The sequence below is a fragment of the Streptomyces sp. NBC_01450 genome (assembly GCF_036227505.1).
Lineage (GTDB): Bacteria > Actinomycetota > Actinomycetes > Streptomycetales > Streptomycetaceae > Streptomyces.
The window spans coordinates 10,122,474-10,138,529 of sequence record NZ_CP109480.1 but is presented as its reverse complement, the minus strand read 5'-3'; the positions used below and the strand labels follow the sequence as shown (position 1 = coordinate 10,138,529).

Genomic DNA, 16,056 nt, shown 5'->3' with positions numbered 1-16,056 from the left:
TCCCACGGTCGTCGATCACCCACCAGTCATGGAGAAACCCGGAGTGCATCCCCAGCCCCACCCCCCACATCACCGGCGCCGCCAGCCCATCCGCGTCTGGCTGCAGCCGTTCCTGATCGGCCTGGTCATCGTCGCCGCGTTCGTCAGCTGCTACGTCGGACTCATGCGCGACCCCCAGCCCCACCAGATCCCCGTGGCGGTCACGGGCCCCCGGCTGGCGAACAAGGTCCAGCAGGCCCTGGGGGACTCGATCGACGTCCGGCGCGCCGACTCCACCGCCGAGGCACGCGACGCACTGCGCCACCGCGACGTGGGGGCCGTGCTCGGCACCGGCCCTCACGCCAAGGACCTGAAACTCGACGTCGCCAGCGCGAACGGCCTGTCCACGACCACCGCGGTCACCAAACTCGTCACCGCCTACGCACACGGCGCCGACCAACACCTCAGCGTCTCCGACATCGTGCCGCTCGCCCGATACGACGCCCGCGGCCTGGCCGGGTTCTACGTCTCCTTCGGAGTGACTCTCTCCGGATTCGCCCTCGCCCAGAGCGTCGTGGGACTCAGCAGCCTGCTCCACCTGCGGCACCGCTTCACCCTGATGGCCGTCTTCGCCGCGGCGTCGGGCCTTGTCGCGGCCGCCATCGCCGGCCCCATCCTCGACGCCGTCCCCGCACCGTATCTCCCACTCGCCTTCGTCCTGGCCCTGCTGGCCGCCGCCGCCGCCTTCACCACGAAGATGCTGGCCACCTACGTCGGGCCCCTCGGTATCCCCCTCGCCACCTTGCTGCTGCTGACCGTCGGCAACTCCACCAGCGGCGCAACCGTCGGCACCGACCTGATGCCCAGCGGAGCCCGGACCCTGTCGGCACTGCTGCCCCCCGGCGCCGCCGTGCGCGCCATCGCCGACCTCAGCTACTTCCAGAGCTCCCACGTCCTCGCCCCGCTGGCGACACTCATCCTGTGGGCCGCGGGTTCCGCAGTCCTGCTGGCCTTCCGCACCACCAAACAACGCCCGGCGGCCCCCGTACCGCCCCAGCCCCGGACCGCCCCGACCCCGCACCGGGCCGGAGAGGACCGCCCCACACCACACCGGGCCACAACCGACGACACACCCACGACCCACTGGGCCGACACCGACGAAGGACACTCCGCACCAGGCAACGGCACCACACGGCACCCGGCGTTCACCGTGCCGCCGAAAGATCCCGGCACGACCGCAGAAAGCTTCGTCTGACCGCGTCTGACCGATGTGACAACAGCCAGGAGAGGGCCACGGCACCACCAGCGCGCCCACCCGCCCCGGTCAGCTGCGGACATCCTGTCCGGCTGAACGCCTTCACGCGGTACTCGAGCCGTCAGTCGGTGGTCAGCCCGGCGTCACCGCGTTGAAGTCGCCATGCAGGCCGACGGCGAAGCTGCTGAGGCCGGGCAGATCGACCTCCGCGCCCTCGGTGATCGACTCCGGAAGGCGGATGTCTCGGTGCACTCGACGCTGCTGCACAAGTGGCTGACGCCGCGAGGCAAGAACATCGGCCGCCGGCAGTCGGAGGCCTCCGCCGAAAGGCAGGCATCTGGCGTCGCCGCCGCGAAGCTGATCGCGGCGGCGCTCCATGACCGGTTCGACGTCGCCGCGACGTACGGCCTCGGCTCTGACCTGTCGGTGCACTGTTCGGTGTCGGATTCTGTTGAGGTGGCTGGGTGGCGCCGGGCCCGGTCCTCGCTTCGACGCGGCATCCCGAGCAAACTCAGCGGCTGACCGCCGCTCACGCTCCAGCCGCGCCTCCCGCTCCCTGCCGTCGCCCGATGTCTCGCCTCCGGTATTCCGTAGCACACACGGTCACGGACACCACGTGCCGCACGTGATTCCTCATACCGAGGCATGAGTGCGAACCTGGAAACCATCGAAACGTCTGACTCTTGTGCCGTCACAACACACTGTCCCCACCGGATCGGTCATCTCCTCGCCGGACCAGCCGCACCAAGAAGGTCAAACCCCACCCACCGACACTTCGGCCCGATGGTCAAAAACGAGAGGAAACCACATGCGAATCGCGATTCTGGACGACTATCAAGGCGTTGCGCTGGGTCTGGCCGACTGGGATTCGCTCCACGCCGAGGTGCATGTCTTCACTGAAGCCTTCGAAAACGAGGGGGCGGTTGTGACCGCGCTCGCCGAGTACGAGGTAGTGGTGGCCATGCGAGAGCGGACTCCCTTTCCGTCCTCAACCCTGAACAAATTGCCACGTCTGAAGTTGCTCGTGACCACCGGGCCGGTCAACGCGGCAATCGATCTGGATGCCGCACACCGTTTGGGTATCACCGTGTGCGGTACGGGATATTTCTCGTACCCGACGGTTGAACTCACCTGGGGGCTCGTTCTTTCCGCGGCACGCTTGATCCCACAGCAGGTGGACTCCGTTCGCCGAGGTGGGTGGCAAGAGGGGCTGGGGGTGAGCCTCAGGGGGGCCACTCTGGGCATTCTGGGCCTCGGGCGATTGGGGACTGCGGTAGCGGAGATCGGGCGTGCTTTCGGCATGGAGACCATTGCCTGGAGCGAGAACCTGACACCCGCGGACGCACAGGCGAAGGGAGCGACATACGTTTCGCGAGACAAATTGTTCATGCGCTCCGATGTATTGAGTATTCACGTGGTACTCAGCGAGCGCACTCGAGGCCTCGTCGGTGAGCACGAACTGGGCCTCATGAAGTCGACGGCGATTTTGGTGAATACCTCGCGCGGGCCCGTGGTGGACGAGGCGGCGCTGCTCAGGGCATTGGGCGAGAAGAGGATCGGTTCAGCGGCGCTGGATGTCTTCGATCGCGAACCACTGCCGGCCGATCACCCTCTGCGTTCACTGAGCAACGCTGTGGTGACACCCCATATCGGCTACGTAAGTCGGGATCTGTATGAGGTCTTCTATCGGGACGCGGTCGAGGACATCGCCGCATGGAATGCCGGAACCCCTGTTCGCATGCTGACTTGACGGTCCGCAACGTGCGCCCCGGGAAGCGCCGTCGCCTATTGAGGGAGGGCTCGACGAGGAGTGCCGGACCAGCCTTTCCCTCCTCTCTGGCGCTGCCTCGCGGGTCGCGTCTGCACACGTGTCGCCGCAGTTGACTCCAAGGGCCGTGCCGCAACCGATGGAGGTCTCAAATGATCATTGACGCTGCAGAACTCGACTCCACTCACGCGTACAAACTGCTGATCGGCAGCATCATTCCGCGCGCCGTGGCCTGGGTCAGCACGGTCTCCCTCGAGGGCGTCGCCAACCTCGCACCCGTCTCCTTCTTCACCGCTGCCGGGCGGAAGCCGCCCATGGTCTCGCTGACACTGCAGCCGCATGCCGACGGGCAGACGCTGAAGGATACGTACAACAACATCCGTGACACTGGGGAATTCGTCACCAACCTGGCGACGCTGCCGCAGGCCGACGCCATGCACAGTTCGGCGTTCGAGTTCGACCCGGGTGTGGACGAGTTCGAGGCGCTCGGGCTGGAGAAGGAGCCGTCCGTGGTGGTGCGCGCGCCCCGGGTCAAGGGGGCGCCGATCTCCTTCGAGTGCGTCGTCGACCGCATCATTCCGGTCGGGGACGACGGGGTCGATCATGTCGCGTGGGGCAGGGTGGTGCGGTTCCACATCAGGGACGACCTGTATCTGGAGCGCGGGCGCATCGACACCGCCGCGCTGCCGGCCGTCGGCCGACTCGCCGCCGAATACACCCTGGTCGACAACGTCTTCACCACACCCCTTGACGAGGAACTGCTCGCGGCGCGGCGCGGGCGCCGGATGGAGCGCCTGGACGCGAGGCCGACCGACTGGTCCCCGATCGACACCAAGGACTGGTCCCCCTCGGGCTCTACGTCCGCTCCCGGAAAGTGAGAGCGAGGATGAAGACGGAGCGGATCGGGCGCAATGATGTGCGGTTCCTACGCCGCGGCGTCTGGGACAGCGCGTGAGCCGCAAGCCGGTCGGCGACGTCCCGTTTTTGCCGACCGGCGAGAGCCGCGACGACGTGCTCGACAAGCCCTTCACGTCGCCGGCCCGCCAAGGGTGTCAGAGCGGTGCGCAGGAAGGTCGCGTCGGCGACGCTGCCGACGTGGGTACGACAGCACCTGGCAGGAACTGCAGCCCGATCAAGACGAACGGTGCGGTGCCCGGACCATGAGTGTGTCCGGGCACCGAAGGTGTACAGCCCTGCCTGCCCATCACAAGGTCGGCACCAGGCTTCGGCGCACTGATTGAACGCCGAGCTCAGGGATTGTCAGCGACCTCGTCCTCGGCGACGTTACCGGCAGCGGCCGCTTCGTCCTTCGCCATACCAAGGAAGCGCCGGATCGCTTCGACCGGCATATCGAGCCCCTCGGACGCGGACCGTTCGTCGCCGAACACCTGCACCGCCTCGGCGACAGCCACGGCCAGCTCGGCCTCCGCCTTGCGGACCTTCACCTCGGCCTTGTCCACGGTGTCGACCACCGACAACTGGCGGCGCTGCTTCTCCTGAAGTCTCTGTTTACGGGAAAGCGTCTTGTCAGAATTCTGCACAGTCACGACGAAGATCATAATCAGCCGCGTACGCACCTACGAAATCGGCAACCCACCTGCTCCGCAGAGGCGTTCACGGCTGGAAGGACCAGCGGCACGGGCTCGTCAAACTGCGCTCAGGGCCGAGTCGGGGGCGTTCCTGCCGACCACACTGGGCACCCGTCGACTTCCCCGCTGTCCCAGCGGCATCGCAGCGGCGACAAGCGTCTTACGACGAGACCGCTCTACCATCCGTCAACCACTCCGCTGCGACGCCTCGTTGACGCCGCGAGGCGTCAGCACCGGAGTCCTGGGAGGGTCTGCTTCATGACCCTCCCAGGTCACTCCTCGGCCGCGGCGGTGAAGGATGCCTGTCCAGAGCGCGGAGAGCGCAGCTGTGCAGAGGAGAACGAGCAGGAGTTGCATTGCCTCGATCCCGAGGTTGAATCCCGCCGAGCTGGAAGAGAGTTGGGCGGTGGAGAGGTGCATGTCGGCGAGGACGAGGGAAAACGCCATGCCGTGTCCGAGTCCGAAGAAGCCGGCGATGACGGCCTCGCGTCCGGGGAGGATCGGACGAACGGCGTGCACAGCCCCGACCAGGATGCTGAAGGCGATGAACGCCTTTCCTGGATGCCGCTGAGGTCGAACTTCGCCACGATGGCGCAGTCCATGGCGGGTGCGGTCCTCTCCGTGGCCGCGGTGGCCGCCGTGGCCTGCTCCAGATTGGCGATCGACATCGGCAAGGGGTGCAGCGGACGGGCGTTGACGATGCCTTTGGGTGAGGCCCGGGGGAGTTCGATACGTGGACGGGCCGGGTTCACCCTGCTCCGCCACCACATCCTCCTCCAGTAGTCGCCACGCTTCGCCACTTCCGATTACGTGACAGAGCCGCTCGTTTGACAGACCCCCGCCGGGCTCCTCGGTTGGCTTCGCACCCCGAGCTACCGCGAGGCGCTGCCTTCGCGCACCGCTCCCACAGCGACCACTCGACCACGCGCCCGATCACCCGATCGCACAAAACCGACCATACATCCGATCCATTGCTCCAAATTTTCCTACACGGAGCCACTTCCCTTGCATCGAACCCCATGCGACCAGTTGACACCGTCAAGCGGAGGCTGCCAGGTTGACTCCATTCATCGGATGTCTTGGTCTTCCTGCGGGCGTGCCCGCGGCTTGACGGATCCCGGAGCGGTCATGAAGTGGATGGCGTCGACGTGCAAGATCCTTGGTTCTGTACTCGCATTCGGACTGGTCGGCGCGGGAGCGCTGGGCGTGTCGGCAAGTCCGGCGCGGGCCGCCACCGCATCGGTGCTGTGGGCCGCGCCTGACGGCCACGGTGCGGCGTGCACATCGAGGAATCCGTGTTCCCTGACCACCGCGCAGGCCGAAGTACGCGGTCTTGAGCACGGTCGGAACCCCGTGAACCCCAGGGTCGAACTCCTCGGTGGCACTTACCGGTTGAGCAAGACGTGGAAGTTCGGCGCGGAGGACTCCGGCAGGCCCGCGCACCCCGTGGTGTGGGAGGCCGCGCCCGGCGCCCACCCGGTCATCTCCGGCGCCTCCCGGGTCACCGCCTGGCACGAGGTGGGAAGTACCGGCGTGTGGGCCGCCCGCGTGCCCCACGGCAGCGCCACTCGTCAGCTCTACGTGAATGACAGGGAAGCCCCCATCGCCCAGGCCACCCCGGCGGCCCTGCACTTCACGGGCAATTGGACCGGGTCGGCCACAGGCTACGACCTGTCGAACGACGCGGCGGCCCTGGCCTGGTTCGCACACCTCACCCCCGCGCAACTGGCGCAGGTCGAGTTCGACTATCCCGCGGGCAACGGCGCGTGGACCGACTCCAAGTGCGGGGTCGCACGGATGTCCGGCAGCGCGCTGGTCATGGACCAGCCCTGCTGGACCAACGTCACCGACATCGCCCCGTTCAGCCAGGGCACCGGCGGCCTGCCATCGATGTCCACCTCACGGCTGCCGGACACGATCCGGGGCGCCCGCGGTCTTCTGACGCGCGGTCAGTGGTTCCTGGACAGCTCCACCGACACGCTCTACTACACACCCAAGAGCGGTCAGCGGATGGCCGGCCTGGACGTCGAACTGCCCCGCCTGGAGAAGCTGGTGCAAGGTGCCGGCAGCCTGGCCAGACCCCTGCACGACATCACCTTCGCGGGCCTCCAGTTCTCGTACGCCACCTGGAACGGCCCCTCGTCACCGGTGGGCTTCGCCGACGTGCAGAGCAACCTGCACAGAACCGGCGACAACAACCAGGGGCTGTGCACCTTCTCCGCACCCGCCGGCAGCTGCCCGTGGGGCGCGCTCACCCAGCCCCTGGCCAACGTCGCCTTCACCGGGGCCAGTCATGTGACGATCACCGGAGACCGATTCATCAACCTCGGGGGCACCGGCCTGAGTTTCATGTACGGGGGATCGCGCAACGTCATCGACGGCAACGAGTTCACCGGGATCGCCTCCACCGCGCTGTCACTGGGCTGCACCTACGACCCGACTCCCACCGTCACGCCGGCCTCGGTGATCAAGGATCATTGCACCCCTGACCCGAAGACCGTGCAGGCCGACCAGGTCGGAACGAACGAGATCCTGGACCACACCACGGTCTCGAACAACGTGATCCACGACGTCGGCACCGAATACCGCTCGGCCTGCGGCATCACGCTGCTGTTCAGCCGTCACACCACGATCACGCACAACGAGCTCTACGACCTGCCGTACACCGGAATCACCGCGGGCGTCATCCAGGGCCACGTCGACGACGCCAACCATCCCCAGAACTCGACCAACATCAACGCCGACAACACGATCAGCAACAACCTGATCTTCAACATCATGCAGGTCCTCGACGACGGCGGCGCGATCTACATCGAAGGCCACCAGGCGGAGTACGTCTACCAGGCCGACGGCACCATCGACGCGACGGCCACCCTGGCCCACGGCCTGCACGTCACCGGCAACGTCGTCTACAACGACGGCTCACGCTTCAACGCCTTCTACGACGACGCCGGTTCGGAGTGGATCAGCTTCAGCGGCAACGTCGAGTTCCACCCGCTGGCCGCGCTCGGCGCCCAGGGCGGCTGCTCGCCCACCGGCCACTTCTGGGTCACCGGCAACTACTTCTCCGACCCCACGGAGAGCTACATCTGCACGCAGCCCATCGACTCCCACGCCAGCGACAACACCACCATCCCCGCGTCGCCGGGCCCGGGTGACATCCCCGTCTCCCTCCTCGCCCACGCGGGCGTGACCGACGGACACGAGTCGCTGGTGGGCGGCCTCCCCCTCGAAGCGAGCTATATCTCCGCGCCGACGCCCGTCGCCGCCGGCTCCTCAACCGAACGGGTCCTCATCGCCGGAGCCGGCTTCTCACCCAGCACCCCGGTGTACTTCGGCGACCGGCGCGCGACCGACGTCGAACGGATCTCCTCCGGCTTCCTGATCGCCACGGTACCGACCGGAGCCGACGGTACGGACGTCACCGTCGGCACCTACGTACCCCGTCCGGTCATCACCGCCCCCACGGGCGGCACCACCGGCCTGGCGGACACCTTCACGGTGCGCGGTACAGCGGTGGGCGGCAACACCGTCGCGGTCACCGACAGCACCCACCAGGCAGGCTGCACCACAACCGCTGCCGCCGACGGCACCTGGTCGTGCACGCTCACCGACCTCTCGCCCGGCCAGCAGGCTCTGTCCGCCACGCAGTCCGACAAGGACGGAGCCACGTCCAAGCCGTCGGCAGCCGTCCTTGTCCACGTCGGCACCCCGCCGGCCGCGATACGCCTCAACGACACCGATCCGTCGATCGTCTACAACACCTGGGACTACTTGGGAAGCCGAGGCTACGGCGACCACGACGACGACGTCCACTACGCGACGTCCGACGGCAGCAGCATCACGTACACGTTCATCGGCACCGGGATCAAGGTGTTCGGTGAGCAGTACACCGATCAGGGCAACATCGGTGTGTCGATCGACGGCGGGCCCGCCACCGTCGTCGACACGGTGCCTGCCGACGGTGCGCGCCACACCGATGTCGCCGTCTACACCAGCACCGCCCTCGCCGCCGGTGTCCACACCATCGTGGTGACCAAGCTCTCGGGCACCTACGCCACCTTCGACGGCTTCGAAATCGACAACTCCACGTCCCGGTAACCGCTGGACGCGCCGCCCAACAGCGGGGGTTCGAACCCACTGGAATCCGGGCAACGGAAAGCCTCCGTGCGGTGGAAGGATCCGCCGCACGGAGGCTGCGCCATCTGCATCAGCGAGGTCTCGGTCTCCATATCAGCCGTCGGCGTTTCAGGGCTCTGACCGCGCTGTCGTGAATCCGCCGGACAGGACCTGGCACCGTCCCGCTTCCTCAATGACACCCCACCACACGGTGGCCCCTCTTCCGGCTCACCGTGTGGTGGGGTGTCGGGTTCAGCTCTTGCCGAGCAGCCCGCGCACGTGCTGGACGATCTCCTCATTCGTGTAGGCGTGACCGCCGATACCCCAGCCCCCGGGGACCGCCTCGGTCAGAGCGACCCAGGTGCGCTCGGCAAGGGTGGGATCCCCCGCGGCCGAGGCCACCAGTTCCGAGATCTCCTTGACCAGGCCGAGTTGCTGCTCCCGATCGAGTGCGCTCGCGTTGGTGGTGACGGCGACGCGTACGTGATCATTGCCGCCGCCCGCGGTGGAGAAGCTGTCCGCGTCCAACTCGTGGATGAACGCGGCTGTGTTGTCCGTGAAGAACGAGATGGCGGGGACCTTCTCCCAGCGCATGATCGCCTGTGCGAGATCCTGGGCCAGCCCCTTGCGGTCCTTGATGATCCCCTTGGCTGCGTACACGTCGATCATGGGCATGAGACCGCTCCCCGCTCTGTAGCGTATTGATTTTCTGCACGTTTTCTATGAAATGGCGGGCCAATGACCCGCTTGGTGAGCGTGTCTGCCATGCGGGGTCCCGGCAATCCCGTGACGCACGTAGTCCGTACGCATATGTGCGTAGGGACCGCAGCCAGTCGTGATTCTTGATCTCGACGGCGCAGGCACTTGGCTGTTCAGCTGCCTGTGGACCGCTTTCCCAGCCGAGCACTCGCACCCGGCAGCGGATCGAGCAAGCGATGAGGCTCTCGTAGCCCCATGGCAACCGGATCCGTGCGTGCTCCCTCCCCCGGGTTTCCCAGGGGGAGCACCATGACGTCCTGCGGCTCTGGGACTACGTCGCATGCGGCACAGCGTGCGGTGGGGTCAAGCCGCTCGCCACAGTCTGCGTGCGCGAACATCCGGCGTAGCTCGCGGCCATCGGCCGCATATGCCTCGCCCCACGCGCAGAGGGCGTACAGAGGCGGCCACAGCGTCTTTCCTTTGTCCGTCACCTCATACAGTTGGCGCCCACCATGATCCGGGTCGGGCCGACGTTCAAGCAGGCCTGCATCGACCAGGGCGGCCAGCCGGGCACTCAGCACGGACCGCGGCGCGTCGAGGTGCGCGGAGAAATCGTTGAACCGGCGAACACCGTAGAAGGCGTCCCGCATGACCAGCAGCGTCCAGCGCTCACCTACTACCTCAAGCGCGCGTGCCAGCGAGCAATCCTGACGTTCGTAAGTACTGGGCAGCACACTGCCATGCAACCACAGAAGGCGCCATGGGTCCAATGATTGGATCCATCGGGGCCGTGATCATCGCGGCTCGTGCTGACCACCGTCCGATAAGTTGGAACCGCTCCGGTGATTGGACAAGGCCTCCGATGCTGGCCAGGATGGGATGTGAGTCTGTTGATCGGACTCACGCGCGCCAGGGAGCTGCGCAAGCCGGCCCCCATCGAGCACCTTGGGGTTGATCAGTGGTTGAGCTGTTCGGGCGGGACAAGGAATGCGATCGGCTGACCGCAGCCCTCGACGCCGCCCGGCACGGGAAGAGTGCGGTCCTCGTGCTGCGGGGCGGACCTGGGACCGGCAAGAGCACACTGCTCGATCACGTTCAGGCTTTGGCCGACGGTGATTTCGAGGTCATGCGCTTTGACGCCGTGGAGTCCGAGGCCGAGTTGGGTTTCGCCGCGCTGCACCAGCTGCTCGGGCCGCATCTGTCCCAGCTGCCCAAGCTGCCCGATCCACAGCGTGAGGCGCTCTGCCAGGTCTTCGGACTGCAGGAACGGATGAGCCCGCCCGACCGCTTCCTCGTCGCGCTGGCCTCGCTCGGGCTGCTTGCCGCGCGTGCCGGCGACAGACCTCTGCTGTGTCTGGTGGACGACGCCCACTGGCTCGACGAGGAGTCCGCCGCGGTACTCGCGTTCGTGGCTCGCCGCCTGTACGCCGACTCGGTCGCGATGGTGTTCGCGTCACGCGACCAGACCGACCGCATCGACCATCTGGCGGGACTGGCCGAGTTGACCGTCGCCGACCTCAGTCCTGAGGCAGCCGGCCAGCTGTTGGAATCGGTGGTCCCCGGTGTGCTCGATCCCTACGCCCGTGCACACATCGTCGCCTCCACGGAAGGAAACCCCCTCGCCTTGATCGAGGCGGCCCGGGAACTGAAAGCCCACGAACTCAGCGGTGAGGCACCCCTGCCCGATCCTGTCCCTCTCGGACGGGCGTTGGAACGGCTCTATTTGCGCGAAGTGCTGACATTGCCGGCTCGGACCCGGACTCTGCTGCTGACCTCAGCCGCCGATCCGACGAGTGATCCGAACGTACTGTGGCGGGCCGGTCCGGCACTGGGTTTCGACGCGTCGGCCGCGGCAGCCGCCGAGGAGCAGAATCTGCTCTCGATCCGGGAGACGGTCAAGTTCCGCCATCCGCTTATTCGTTCGGCCGTGTATTACGGTGCCCCGCTGGCACAGCGTGCGCGGGTGCACGCGGCTTTGGCCGACGTCGCGGGAGGCCTCGGCGAGATCGACCTGCGCGCCTGGCATCTGGCGGCAGCGGCAACCGACCCCGACGAGGACATCGCGACGGAGCTGGAGCGTGCCGCGGAGCGCACTCGCGACCGTGGTGACTGGACCGGCACTTCGACACTTCTGGCGCGAGGCGCGTCCTTGACGTCCGACCTGCCCACCCGGGCCCGTCGTCTGCTGGGGGCGGCGGAAGCCGCCGCCGTGGCCGGCTCGCCCGGGAGAGCGCAGGCCCTGCTGGATGAAGCGGCCGCCTACCGTGAGGACCGGGGTTACAACAGCTTGGTACAGCGCGTTCAGGCGCGGATCCACAGGCTGACCGGCGCTCCGGCGGCCGCGACCTCCGCGCTGCTGACCGCGGCGCGGGAACTGGGCGCCGTGGACATCCGTATGGCACGGGACATGCTCGTCGAGGCACTCGTCCAGGCGCAGATCAGCGGCTCGCTTGCGCCGCAGGGTGCGTCGCGCCTGAACGTGGCCGAGACCGTGCGCTCCCTGCCGCTGCCCACCGGGATGCCGGTCACGACGGGTGACGTGGTGCTGGAGGCCGACACGGCGGTGCATCTCGAAGGGCTGGGCAGCGCCGGCCCACGGCTGCAGCAGGCCATCGAGGCGGTACGGGGTGAGGAGTCGACCACTCCCGAACTGTTCCAGTGGCTGGCCGCGGCCTGCTCGCACGCGACCATGCTCGGCGACGACATGGCCCTGCACGACCTCGCGTGGCGGATGCAAGCGGAAGCCGGGCGCCAGGGCGCCGTCATCCCGATGGCCCTGGCCCTCAGCCACACGGCCTTGTCCGAGCTGATCGCCGGCCGCCTCGCGGAGTCGGAGCGGCTGTTCGACCAGCGCGCCGCGCTGGAGGAGGCGCGAGGCTCGCAGTTGTACCTCGGTGCCCTGCTCATCGCCGCGTGGCGCGGCCGGTTCGAGGCGGCCCGCACACTGAGCGAGGCTGTCCGGGAGCACGCCGCCCGTACCGGCCAGGGCTACCAGCTGGTCTTCTGTGACTATGCCCGTTGCGTGGTCGAGCTGAGCCGGGGCCGGTATCTCGAGGCTTACCTCAGCCTGGAGGAGCACATCGGCGACACCTGCCAGGTCAAGTTCGCCGTGGTTGACATGGTGGAGGCCGCGATCCGCTGCGGTAAGAAGGACGAGGCGATGCTCCTGGTGGAGCGCCTGTCCCGGTTGGCCGACCGAACCCCTGTCCCGGGCTTGCTCGGCGACCTCGCCCGGGCTCAGGCGCTGACCATCGCAGATCCTTCATCGGCGGAAGCGCTGTATCTGCAGGCCATTGAGCATCACGAGGACGCCCGGGGGCCGTCACGCAGAGCTCGCAGCCATCAGCTGTACGGGGAATGGCTGCGCCGCGAGCGAAGGGCCAAAGAGGCCCGTCACGAACTGCGGATCGCCTACGAGCTCTTCGACGCCATGGGTGCCGGTGGATACGCCGCCAGAACCGCGCAGGAACTGGCGGCCGCCGGCGATCCGGTCGAGACCGGTGCGAGCGCCTCGGGCAGCGGTGATGATCTGACTGCCCAGGAGGCGCGTGTCGCTCGCCTGGCAGCCAGCGGGGCCACCAACGCGGAGATAGCGGCCCAGCTCTTCCTCAGCGTGCACACAGTGGATTACCACCTGCGCAAGGTGTTCCGGAAACTCGACGTCCACTCCCGGCGCGAGCTGTCCGGCCGGCGGGATCGCATCATCTCGGCATAGGACGTGTCGCCGGTCAGCGGTTTGATGTCGCCGCGTCGAGAATGACCGGCGTTGGTGCCTCCCTGTGCGGAGGAGTCGGGGTACTCGCGGACCACCAGCTTGTCGGGGGTCAGCAGTGAGCCCGGATACTTGTCCGCCGGTAGCACGGTCGCTGCGCCTTCGCCCTTGTCGAGAGCGAAAGCCGCAACGTAGACCAGGACCTTGACGTTGTTGAGACCGGCGGCGGCCTCGGTGATGACGGCGCCACCGTAGGAGTGGCCGACCAGGACGACAGGACCGTCGATGGTCTGCAGGAGCGAGTCATGGTGGGAGGGGTGTGACCACGTGCTCCGCAGCACGCGTGATGAGGTCGGCTGCCGACTACGGACCGCACGGGATGCCGCGGGGTGCCCTTTGCCGGAGCGTGGTTCCGACGGCGTACGCCCGTGCAGGGGCGCCCGCCCACACTCTGGCCCGGGGGCCGCGCCGAAAGCCGAGGTCGCCGGAGGAACCGAGAGGAAGACGACCATGACGTCACCCGCATCGTCGGCCACCGTGGTGCTCGTGCACGGCGCGTTCGCGGACTCAACGAGCTGGTCCCGCGTGGTGTCCCGCCTGGACGCAGCGGGCGTGGCAGCCGTTGCGCCGCCCAACCCGCTGCGGGGCCTCACCGCCGACGGTGAGTACATCGCGAGCGTCGTCAGCCAGATCGACGGCCCTGTGCTGCTGGTCGGCCACTCCTACGGCGGCCCGGTGATCACCTACGCATCGGCCAAGGCTGAGAACGCCAAGGGGCTGGTCTTCGTCGCCTCCTTCGGTGTCGACCAGGGCGTGTCCACCCTCGGCTCGAACGAGGCCTTCCCGCCCGCCGAGTTGGACAGCTCCCTTCTGCCGCGCACCTTCCCGCGCGGCGCGGAGACCGGCACGGAGTTCTACATCCAGCCGGAGCAGTTCCACTCGGTGTTCTGTGCGGACCTGCCCGACGACGAGGCCGCCGTGCTCGCCGTCAGCCAACGCCCCGCCGCCGATGTGGCGTTCGGCGAACCCCTGGCGGTCGAGCCGGGCTGGAAGAGGCTGCCAAGCTGGTTCGTCGTCGCCGGCGCCGACCACGCGATCAACCCCGACGCCGAGCGTGCTGCGGCCAAGCGCATGGGATCGACCGTCACCGAGATCGCCGGCGGCTCGCACGCCATCGCGCTCTCCCACGCGGACGAAGTGGCTCAGATCATCGTCGGAGCGCTCAGCGAGATCGGGTGACACCCGGCGCGCGGCTCCAAGGGTTGAGAACCGGAAGCTGGAGGGTGGCGCCATGCAGGACCTGCTCGCTCGGGCGATTCAAGCCCACGGCGGAGTCGAGCACTGGCGCACGCTCTCCAGATTCCGCGCCCGATCCCACGTCCACGGGGCGATCTGGGCGGTGAAAGGCAAACAAGGCGCGTTCGGAGAACTTGTCATGACCGGGGGTACACGTACACAACGCGTGACCATCGCTCCCTATCCCCAACCTGGGCTCTGCATCACGTGGGAACCACAGCGCCAGACCATCCAGCAGGACAATGGCGCCCTGGTGGCCGAGCAATCCCGTCCCCGGGCCCGGTTCGACTTTCACACCCGGCAGACACCGTGGGACGACTTCCACGCCGGGTATTTCACGGCGGAAGTCCTCTGGAACTACCTCACCTGCCCGTTCCACCTGCTGCGCGAGGACATCCACACCGAGGAAGCAGAACCCTGGTACGAGGGGAGAGCCACCTGGCCGGCCCTCCGCGTCACCTATCCGGAGACATTCGCCACCCCGTCGAAACAGCAGACCATGTACTTCGACGAATCGGGCCTCCTACGGCGTACCGACTTCGGTTTCGAACTGCTCGGCCCGAGCCCGGCGGTGCACTATGCCTCGCTGCACCGACGTTTCGACGGGATCGTCATACCTACTCGGCACCGGGTCTACGTACGCAACCCGAACGGAACCCGGGCTCGCAAGTCCACCTCTCTCGCGATCGACATCGAAGACGCTTACCTCACGTGACGGACAGGGCCGGGAGGCAACAAGCAGATTCCTGGGCATCATGGTGTCGGTGAAGTTGATCCTCATGCGGAGCAAACGGCTCGTCCGGGCAATCCCGGCTCGGACCTGGCTGTTGGAGGAGATATGAGCAACCTGCTTTCAGAGGTTCTCAAGGCCCATGGCGGCACGGAGCGGTGGGACCAGCTCACCACCGTGACTGCCACCATCGTCAGTGACGGAGAGCTCTTTGCGGCCAAGGGCCTGCCCCAGGACCTCCAGCCGCGCCGGATGACTGTCGACACGCACAAGGAACACGCCTCGGTGCGCCCCTTCGGGGCTCCCGAACAGCGCTCAGACTTCACACCCGATCGCATCGCGATCGAACGCGCCGACGGCACCGTCGTAGCCGAACGTTCCAATCCACGAGCGTCATTCCGGGGACACACCCTGGAAACGCCCTGGGATCCACTGGACCGCGCCTACTTCAACGGCTACGCCCTGTGGACGTACCTGACCACGCCGTTCTTCGCGATCATGAACGGCATGGGCGTAGAGGAGGCCGAACCGTGGAACGAGTCGTCAACCGAGCGATGGCGTCATCTGCGGGTCACTTTCCCGGACGACATCGCAAGCCACAGCACCGTGCAGGACTTCTACTTCGGGGACGACTGTCTACTCAGGCGCCATGACTACCACGTTGACATCGCTGGCGGCTTCGCGGCCGCGCAGTACGTCTACGACATCGACGAAGCAAACGGAATCAAGTTCCCCACCAGGCGTCGCGCGTATCTCCGCCGGTCCGACGGGCGTCCTGACCACGATCACCTCATGATCAGTATCGACCTGAGCGACGTCCACTGCTTCTGACAGCACCGGTCGAGCGCGGCGCCGCACGACGCCTCCATCTGTCACCGCCCGCGACGCGGTGAAGCGGTGCTCTTCCGA

At 67.2% G+C, this 16,056-nt stretch carries 16 protein-coding genes; 11 read left to right on the top strand and 5 right to left on the bottom strand.

The genetic code is table 11. From position 1 onward, the window contains the following. Positions 1–28 precede the first annotated feature (28 nt). From OG568_RS45230 to OG568_RS45210, 5 genes are all read left to right on the top strand, one after another. Positions 29–1,234 (top strand): hypothetical protein, encoded by a 1,206-nt coding sequence (locus tag OG568_RS45230; RefSeq protein ID WP_329535791.1) that lies wholly within the window; start codon positions 29–31, stop codon positions 1,232–1,234. A gap of 162 nt (positions 1,235–1,396) precedes the next feature. Next, a complete protein-coding gene (locus OG568_RS45225; protein WP_329535790.1) occupies positions 1,397–1,756 on the top strand; it encodes a hypothetical protein in 360 nt (119 codons plus the stop codon). A 286-nt stretch (positions 1,757–2,042) separates the two neighbouring features. Next, positions 2,043–2,984, top strand: coding sequence for a D-2-hydroxyacid dehydrogenase family protein (locus OG568_RS45220; protein ID WP_329535789.1), 942 nt, complete (start codon positions 2,043–2,045; stop codon positions 2,982–2,984). Positions 2,985–3,154: 170 nt separating this feature from the next. Continuing rightward, positions 3,155–3,880 (top strand): flavin reductase family protein, encoded by a 726-nt coding sequence (locus OG568_RS45215; protein WP_329535788.1) that lies wholly within the window; start codon positions 3,155–3,157, stop codon positions 3,878–3,880. 73 nt (positions 3,881–3,953) lie between these two features. Further along, positions 3,954–4,166, top strand: coding sequence for a hypothetical protein (locus OG568_RS45210; RefSeq protein WP_329535787.1), 213 nt, complete (start codon positions 3,954–3,956; stop codon positions 4,164–4,166). A gap of 86 nt (positions 4,167–4,252) precedes the next feature. On the opposite strand, the gene OG568_RS45205 is transcribed toward OG568_RS45210, so the two are convergent. Together OG568_RS45205 and OG568_RS61600 are read right to left on the bottom strand one after the other, a co-directional pair. Next, positions 4,253–4,549 carry a hypothetical protein gene (locus tag OG568_RS45205; protein WP_329535786.1) on the bottom strand — a complete coding sequence of 99 codons (297 nt, stop codon included), beginning with the start codon at positions 4,547–4,549 and terminating at the stop codon, positions 4,253–4,255. A 228-nt stretch (positions 4,550–4,777) separates the two neighbouring features. Beyond that, positions 4,778–5,110, bottom strand: coding sequence for a HupE/UreJ family protein (locus tag OG568_RS61600; protein ID WP_443077825.1), 333 nt, complete (start codon positions 5,108–5,110; stop codon positions 4,778–4,780). Positions 5,111–5,152: 42 nt separating this feature from the next. Between OG568_RS61600 and OG568_RS61595 the strand changes: the two genes are divergently transcribed. Both OG568_RS61595 and OG568_RS45195 read left to right on the top strand, forming a co-directional pair. After that, positions 5,153–5,374 carry a hypothetical protein gene (locus tag OG568_RS61595; protein WP_443077824.1) on the top strand — a complete coding sequence of 74 codons (222 nt, stop codon included), beginning with the start codon at positions 5,153–5,155 and terminating at the stop codon, positions 5,372–5,374. Positions 5,375–5,944: 570 nt separating this feature from the next. After that, positions 5,945–8,692 carry an Ig-like domain-containing protein gene (locus OG568_RS45195; protein WP_329535784.1) on the top strand — a complete coding sequence of 916 codons (2,748 nt, stop codon included), beginning with the start codon at positions 5,945–5,947 and terminating at the stop codon, positions 8,690–8,692. A gap of 270 nt (positions 8,693–8,962) precedes the next feature. On the opposite strand, the gene OG568_RS45190 is transcribed toward OG568_RS45195, so the two are convergent. Both OG568_RS45190 and OG568_RS45185 read right to left on the bottom strand, forming a co-directional pair. Continuing rightward, complete coding sequence (locus tag OG568_RS45190) at positions 8,963–9,385, bottom strand: tautomerase family protein (protein ID WP_266418479.1); 423 nt, start codon at positions 9,383–9,385, stop codon at positions 8,963–8,965. Between the two features lie 197 nt (positions 9,386–9,582). Beyond that, complete coding sequence (locus OG568_RS45185) at positions 9,583–10,143, bottom strand: winged helix-turn-helix transcriptional regulator (RefSeq protein WP_329535783.1); 561 nt, start codon at positions 10,141–10,143, stop codon at positions 9,583–9,585. A 224-nt stretch (positions 10,144–10,367) separates the two neighbouring features. Between OG568_RS45185 and OG568_RS45180 the strand changes: the two genes are divergently transcribed. Further along, positions 10,368–13,124, top strand: coding sequence for an AAA family ATPase (locus OG568_RS45180; RefSeq protein WP_329535782.1), 2,757 nt, complete (start codon positions 10,368–10,370; stop codon positions 13,122–13,124). Here the strand turns inward: OG568_RS45180 and OG568_RS61590 are convergent. Then, positions 13,037–13,462 (bottom strand): alpha/beta hydrolase, encoded by a 426-nt coding sequence (locus OG568_RS61590; protein WP_443077823.1) that lies wholly within the window; start codon positions 13,460–13,462, stop codon positions 13,037–13,039. The two genes, OG568_RS45180 and OG568_RS61590, sit on opposite strands and share 88 nt — an antisense overlap. A gap of 169 nt (positions 13,463–13,631) precedes the next feature. Between OG568_RS61590 and OG568_RS45170 the strand changes: the two genes are divergently transcribed. From OG568_RS45170 to OG568_RS45160, 3 genes are all read left to right on the top strand, one after another. After that, positions 13,632–14,360 (top strand): alpha/beta fold hydrolase, encoded by a 729-nt coding sequence (locus tag OG568_RS45170; RefSeq protein ID WP_329535781.1) that lies wholly within the window; start codon positions 13,632–13,634, stop codon positions 14,358–14,360. 52 nt (positions 14,361–14,412) lie between these two features. Further along, the gene (locus OG568_RS45165; protein WP_329535780.1) at positions 14,413–15,132 is read left to right on the top strand and encodes a hypothetical protein; all 720 of its coding nucleotides are present in this window, start codon (positions 14,413–14,415) and stop codon (positions 15,130–15,132) included. A 123-nt stretch (positions 15,133–15,255) separates the two neighbouring features. Next, a complete protein-coding gene (locus OG568_RS45160) occupies positions 15,256–15,978 on the top strand; it encodes a hypothetical protein (protein ID WP_329535779.1) in 723 nt (240 codons plus the stop codon). Positions 15,979–16,056 lie beyond the last annotated feature (78 nt).

Excerpts from the sequence above, each read along its gene's own strand:
- OG568_RS45190 (WP_266418479.1), bottom strand. The coding sequence starts at position 9,385 with ATGCCCATGATCGACGTGTACGCAGCCAAGGGGATCATCAAGGACCGC.
- OG568_RS45170 (WP_329535781.1), top strand. The coding sequence starts at position 13,632 with ATGACGTCACCCGCATCGTCGGCCACCGTGGTGCTCGTGCACGGCGCG.
- OG568_RS45165 (WP_329535780.1), top strand. The coding sequence starts at position 14,413 with ATGCAGGACCTGCTCGCTCGGGCGATTCAAGCCCACGGCGGAGTCGAG.
- OG568_RS45230 (WP_329535791.1), top strand. The coding sequence starts at position 29 with ATGGAGAAACCCGGAGTGCATCCCCAGCCCCACCCCCCACATCACCGG.
- OG568_RS61595 (WP_443077824.1), top strand. The coding sequence starts at position 5,153 with ATGCCGCTGAGGTCGAACTTCGCCACGATGGCGCAGTCCATGGCGGGT.
- OG568_RS45225 (WP_329535790.1), top strand. The coding sequence starts at position 1,397 with ATGCAGGCCGACGGCGAAGCTGCTGAGGCCGGGCAGATCGACCTCCGC.
- OG568_RS45220 (WP_329535789.1), top strand. The coding sequence starts at position 2,043 with ATGCGAATCGCGATTCTGGACGACTATCAAGGCGTTGCGCTGGGTCTG.
- OG568_RS45215 (WP_329535788.1), top strand. The coding sequence starts at position 3,155 with ATGATCATTGACGCTGCAGAACTCGACTCCACTCACGCGTACAAACTG.
- OG568_RS45160 (WP_329535779.1), top strand. The coding sequence starts at position 15,256 with ATGAGCAACCTGCTTTCAGAGGTTCTCAAGGCCCATGGCGGCACGGAG.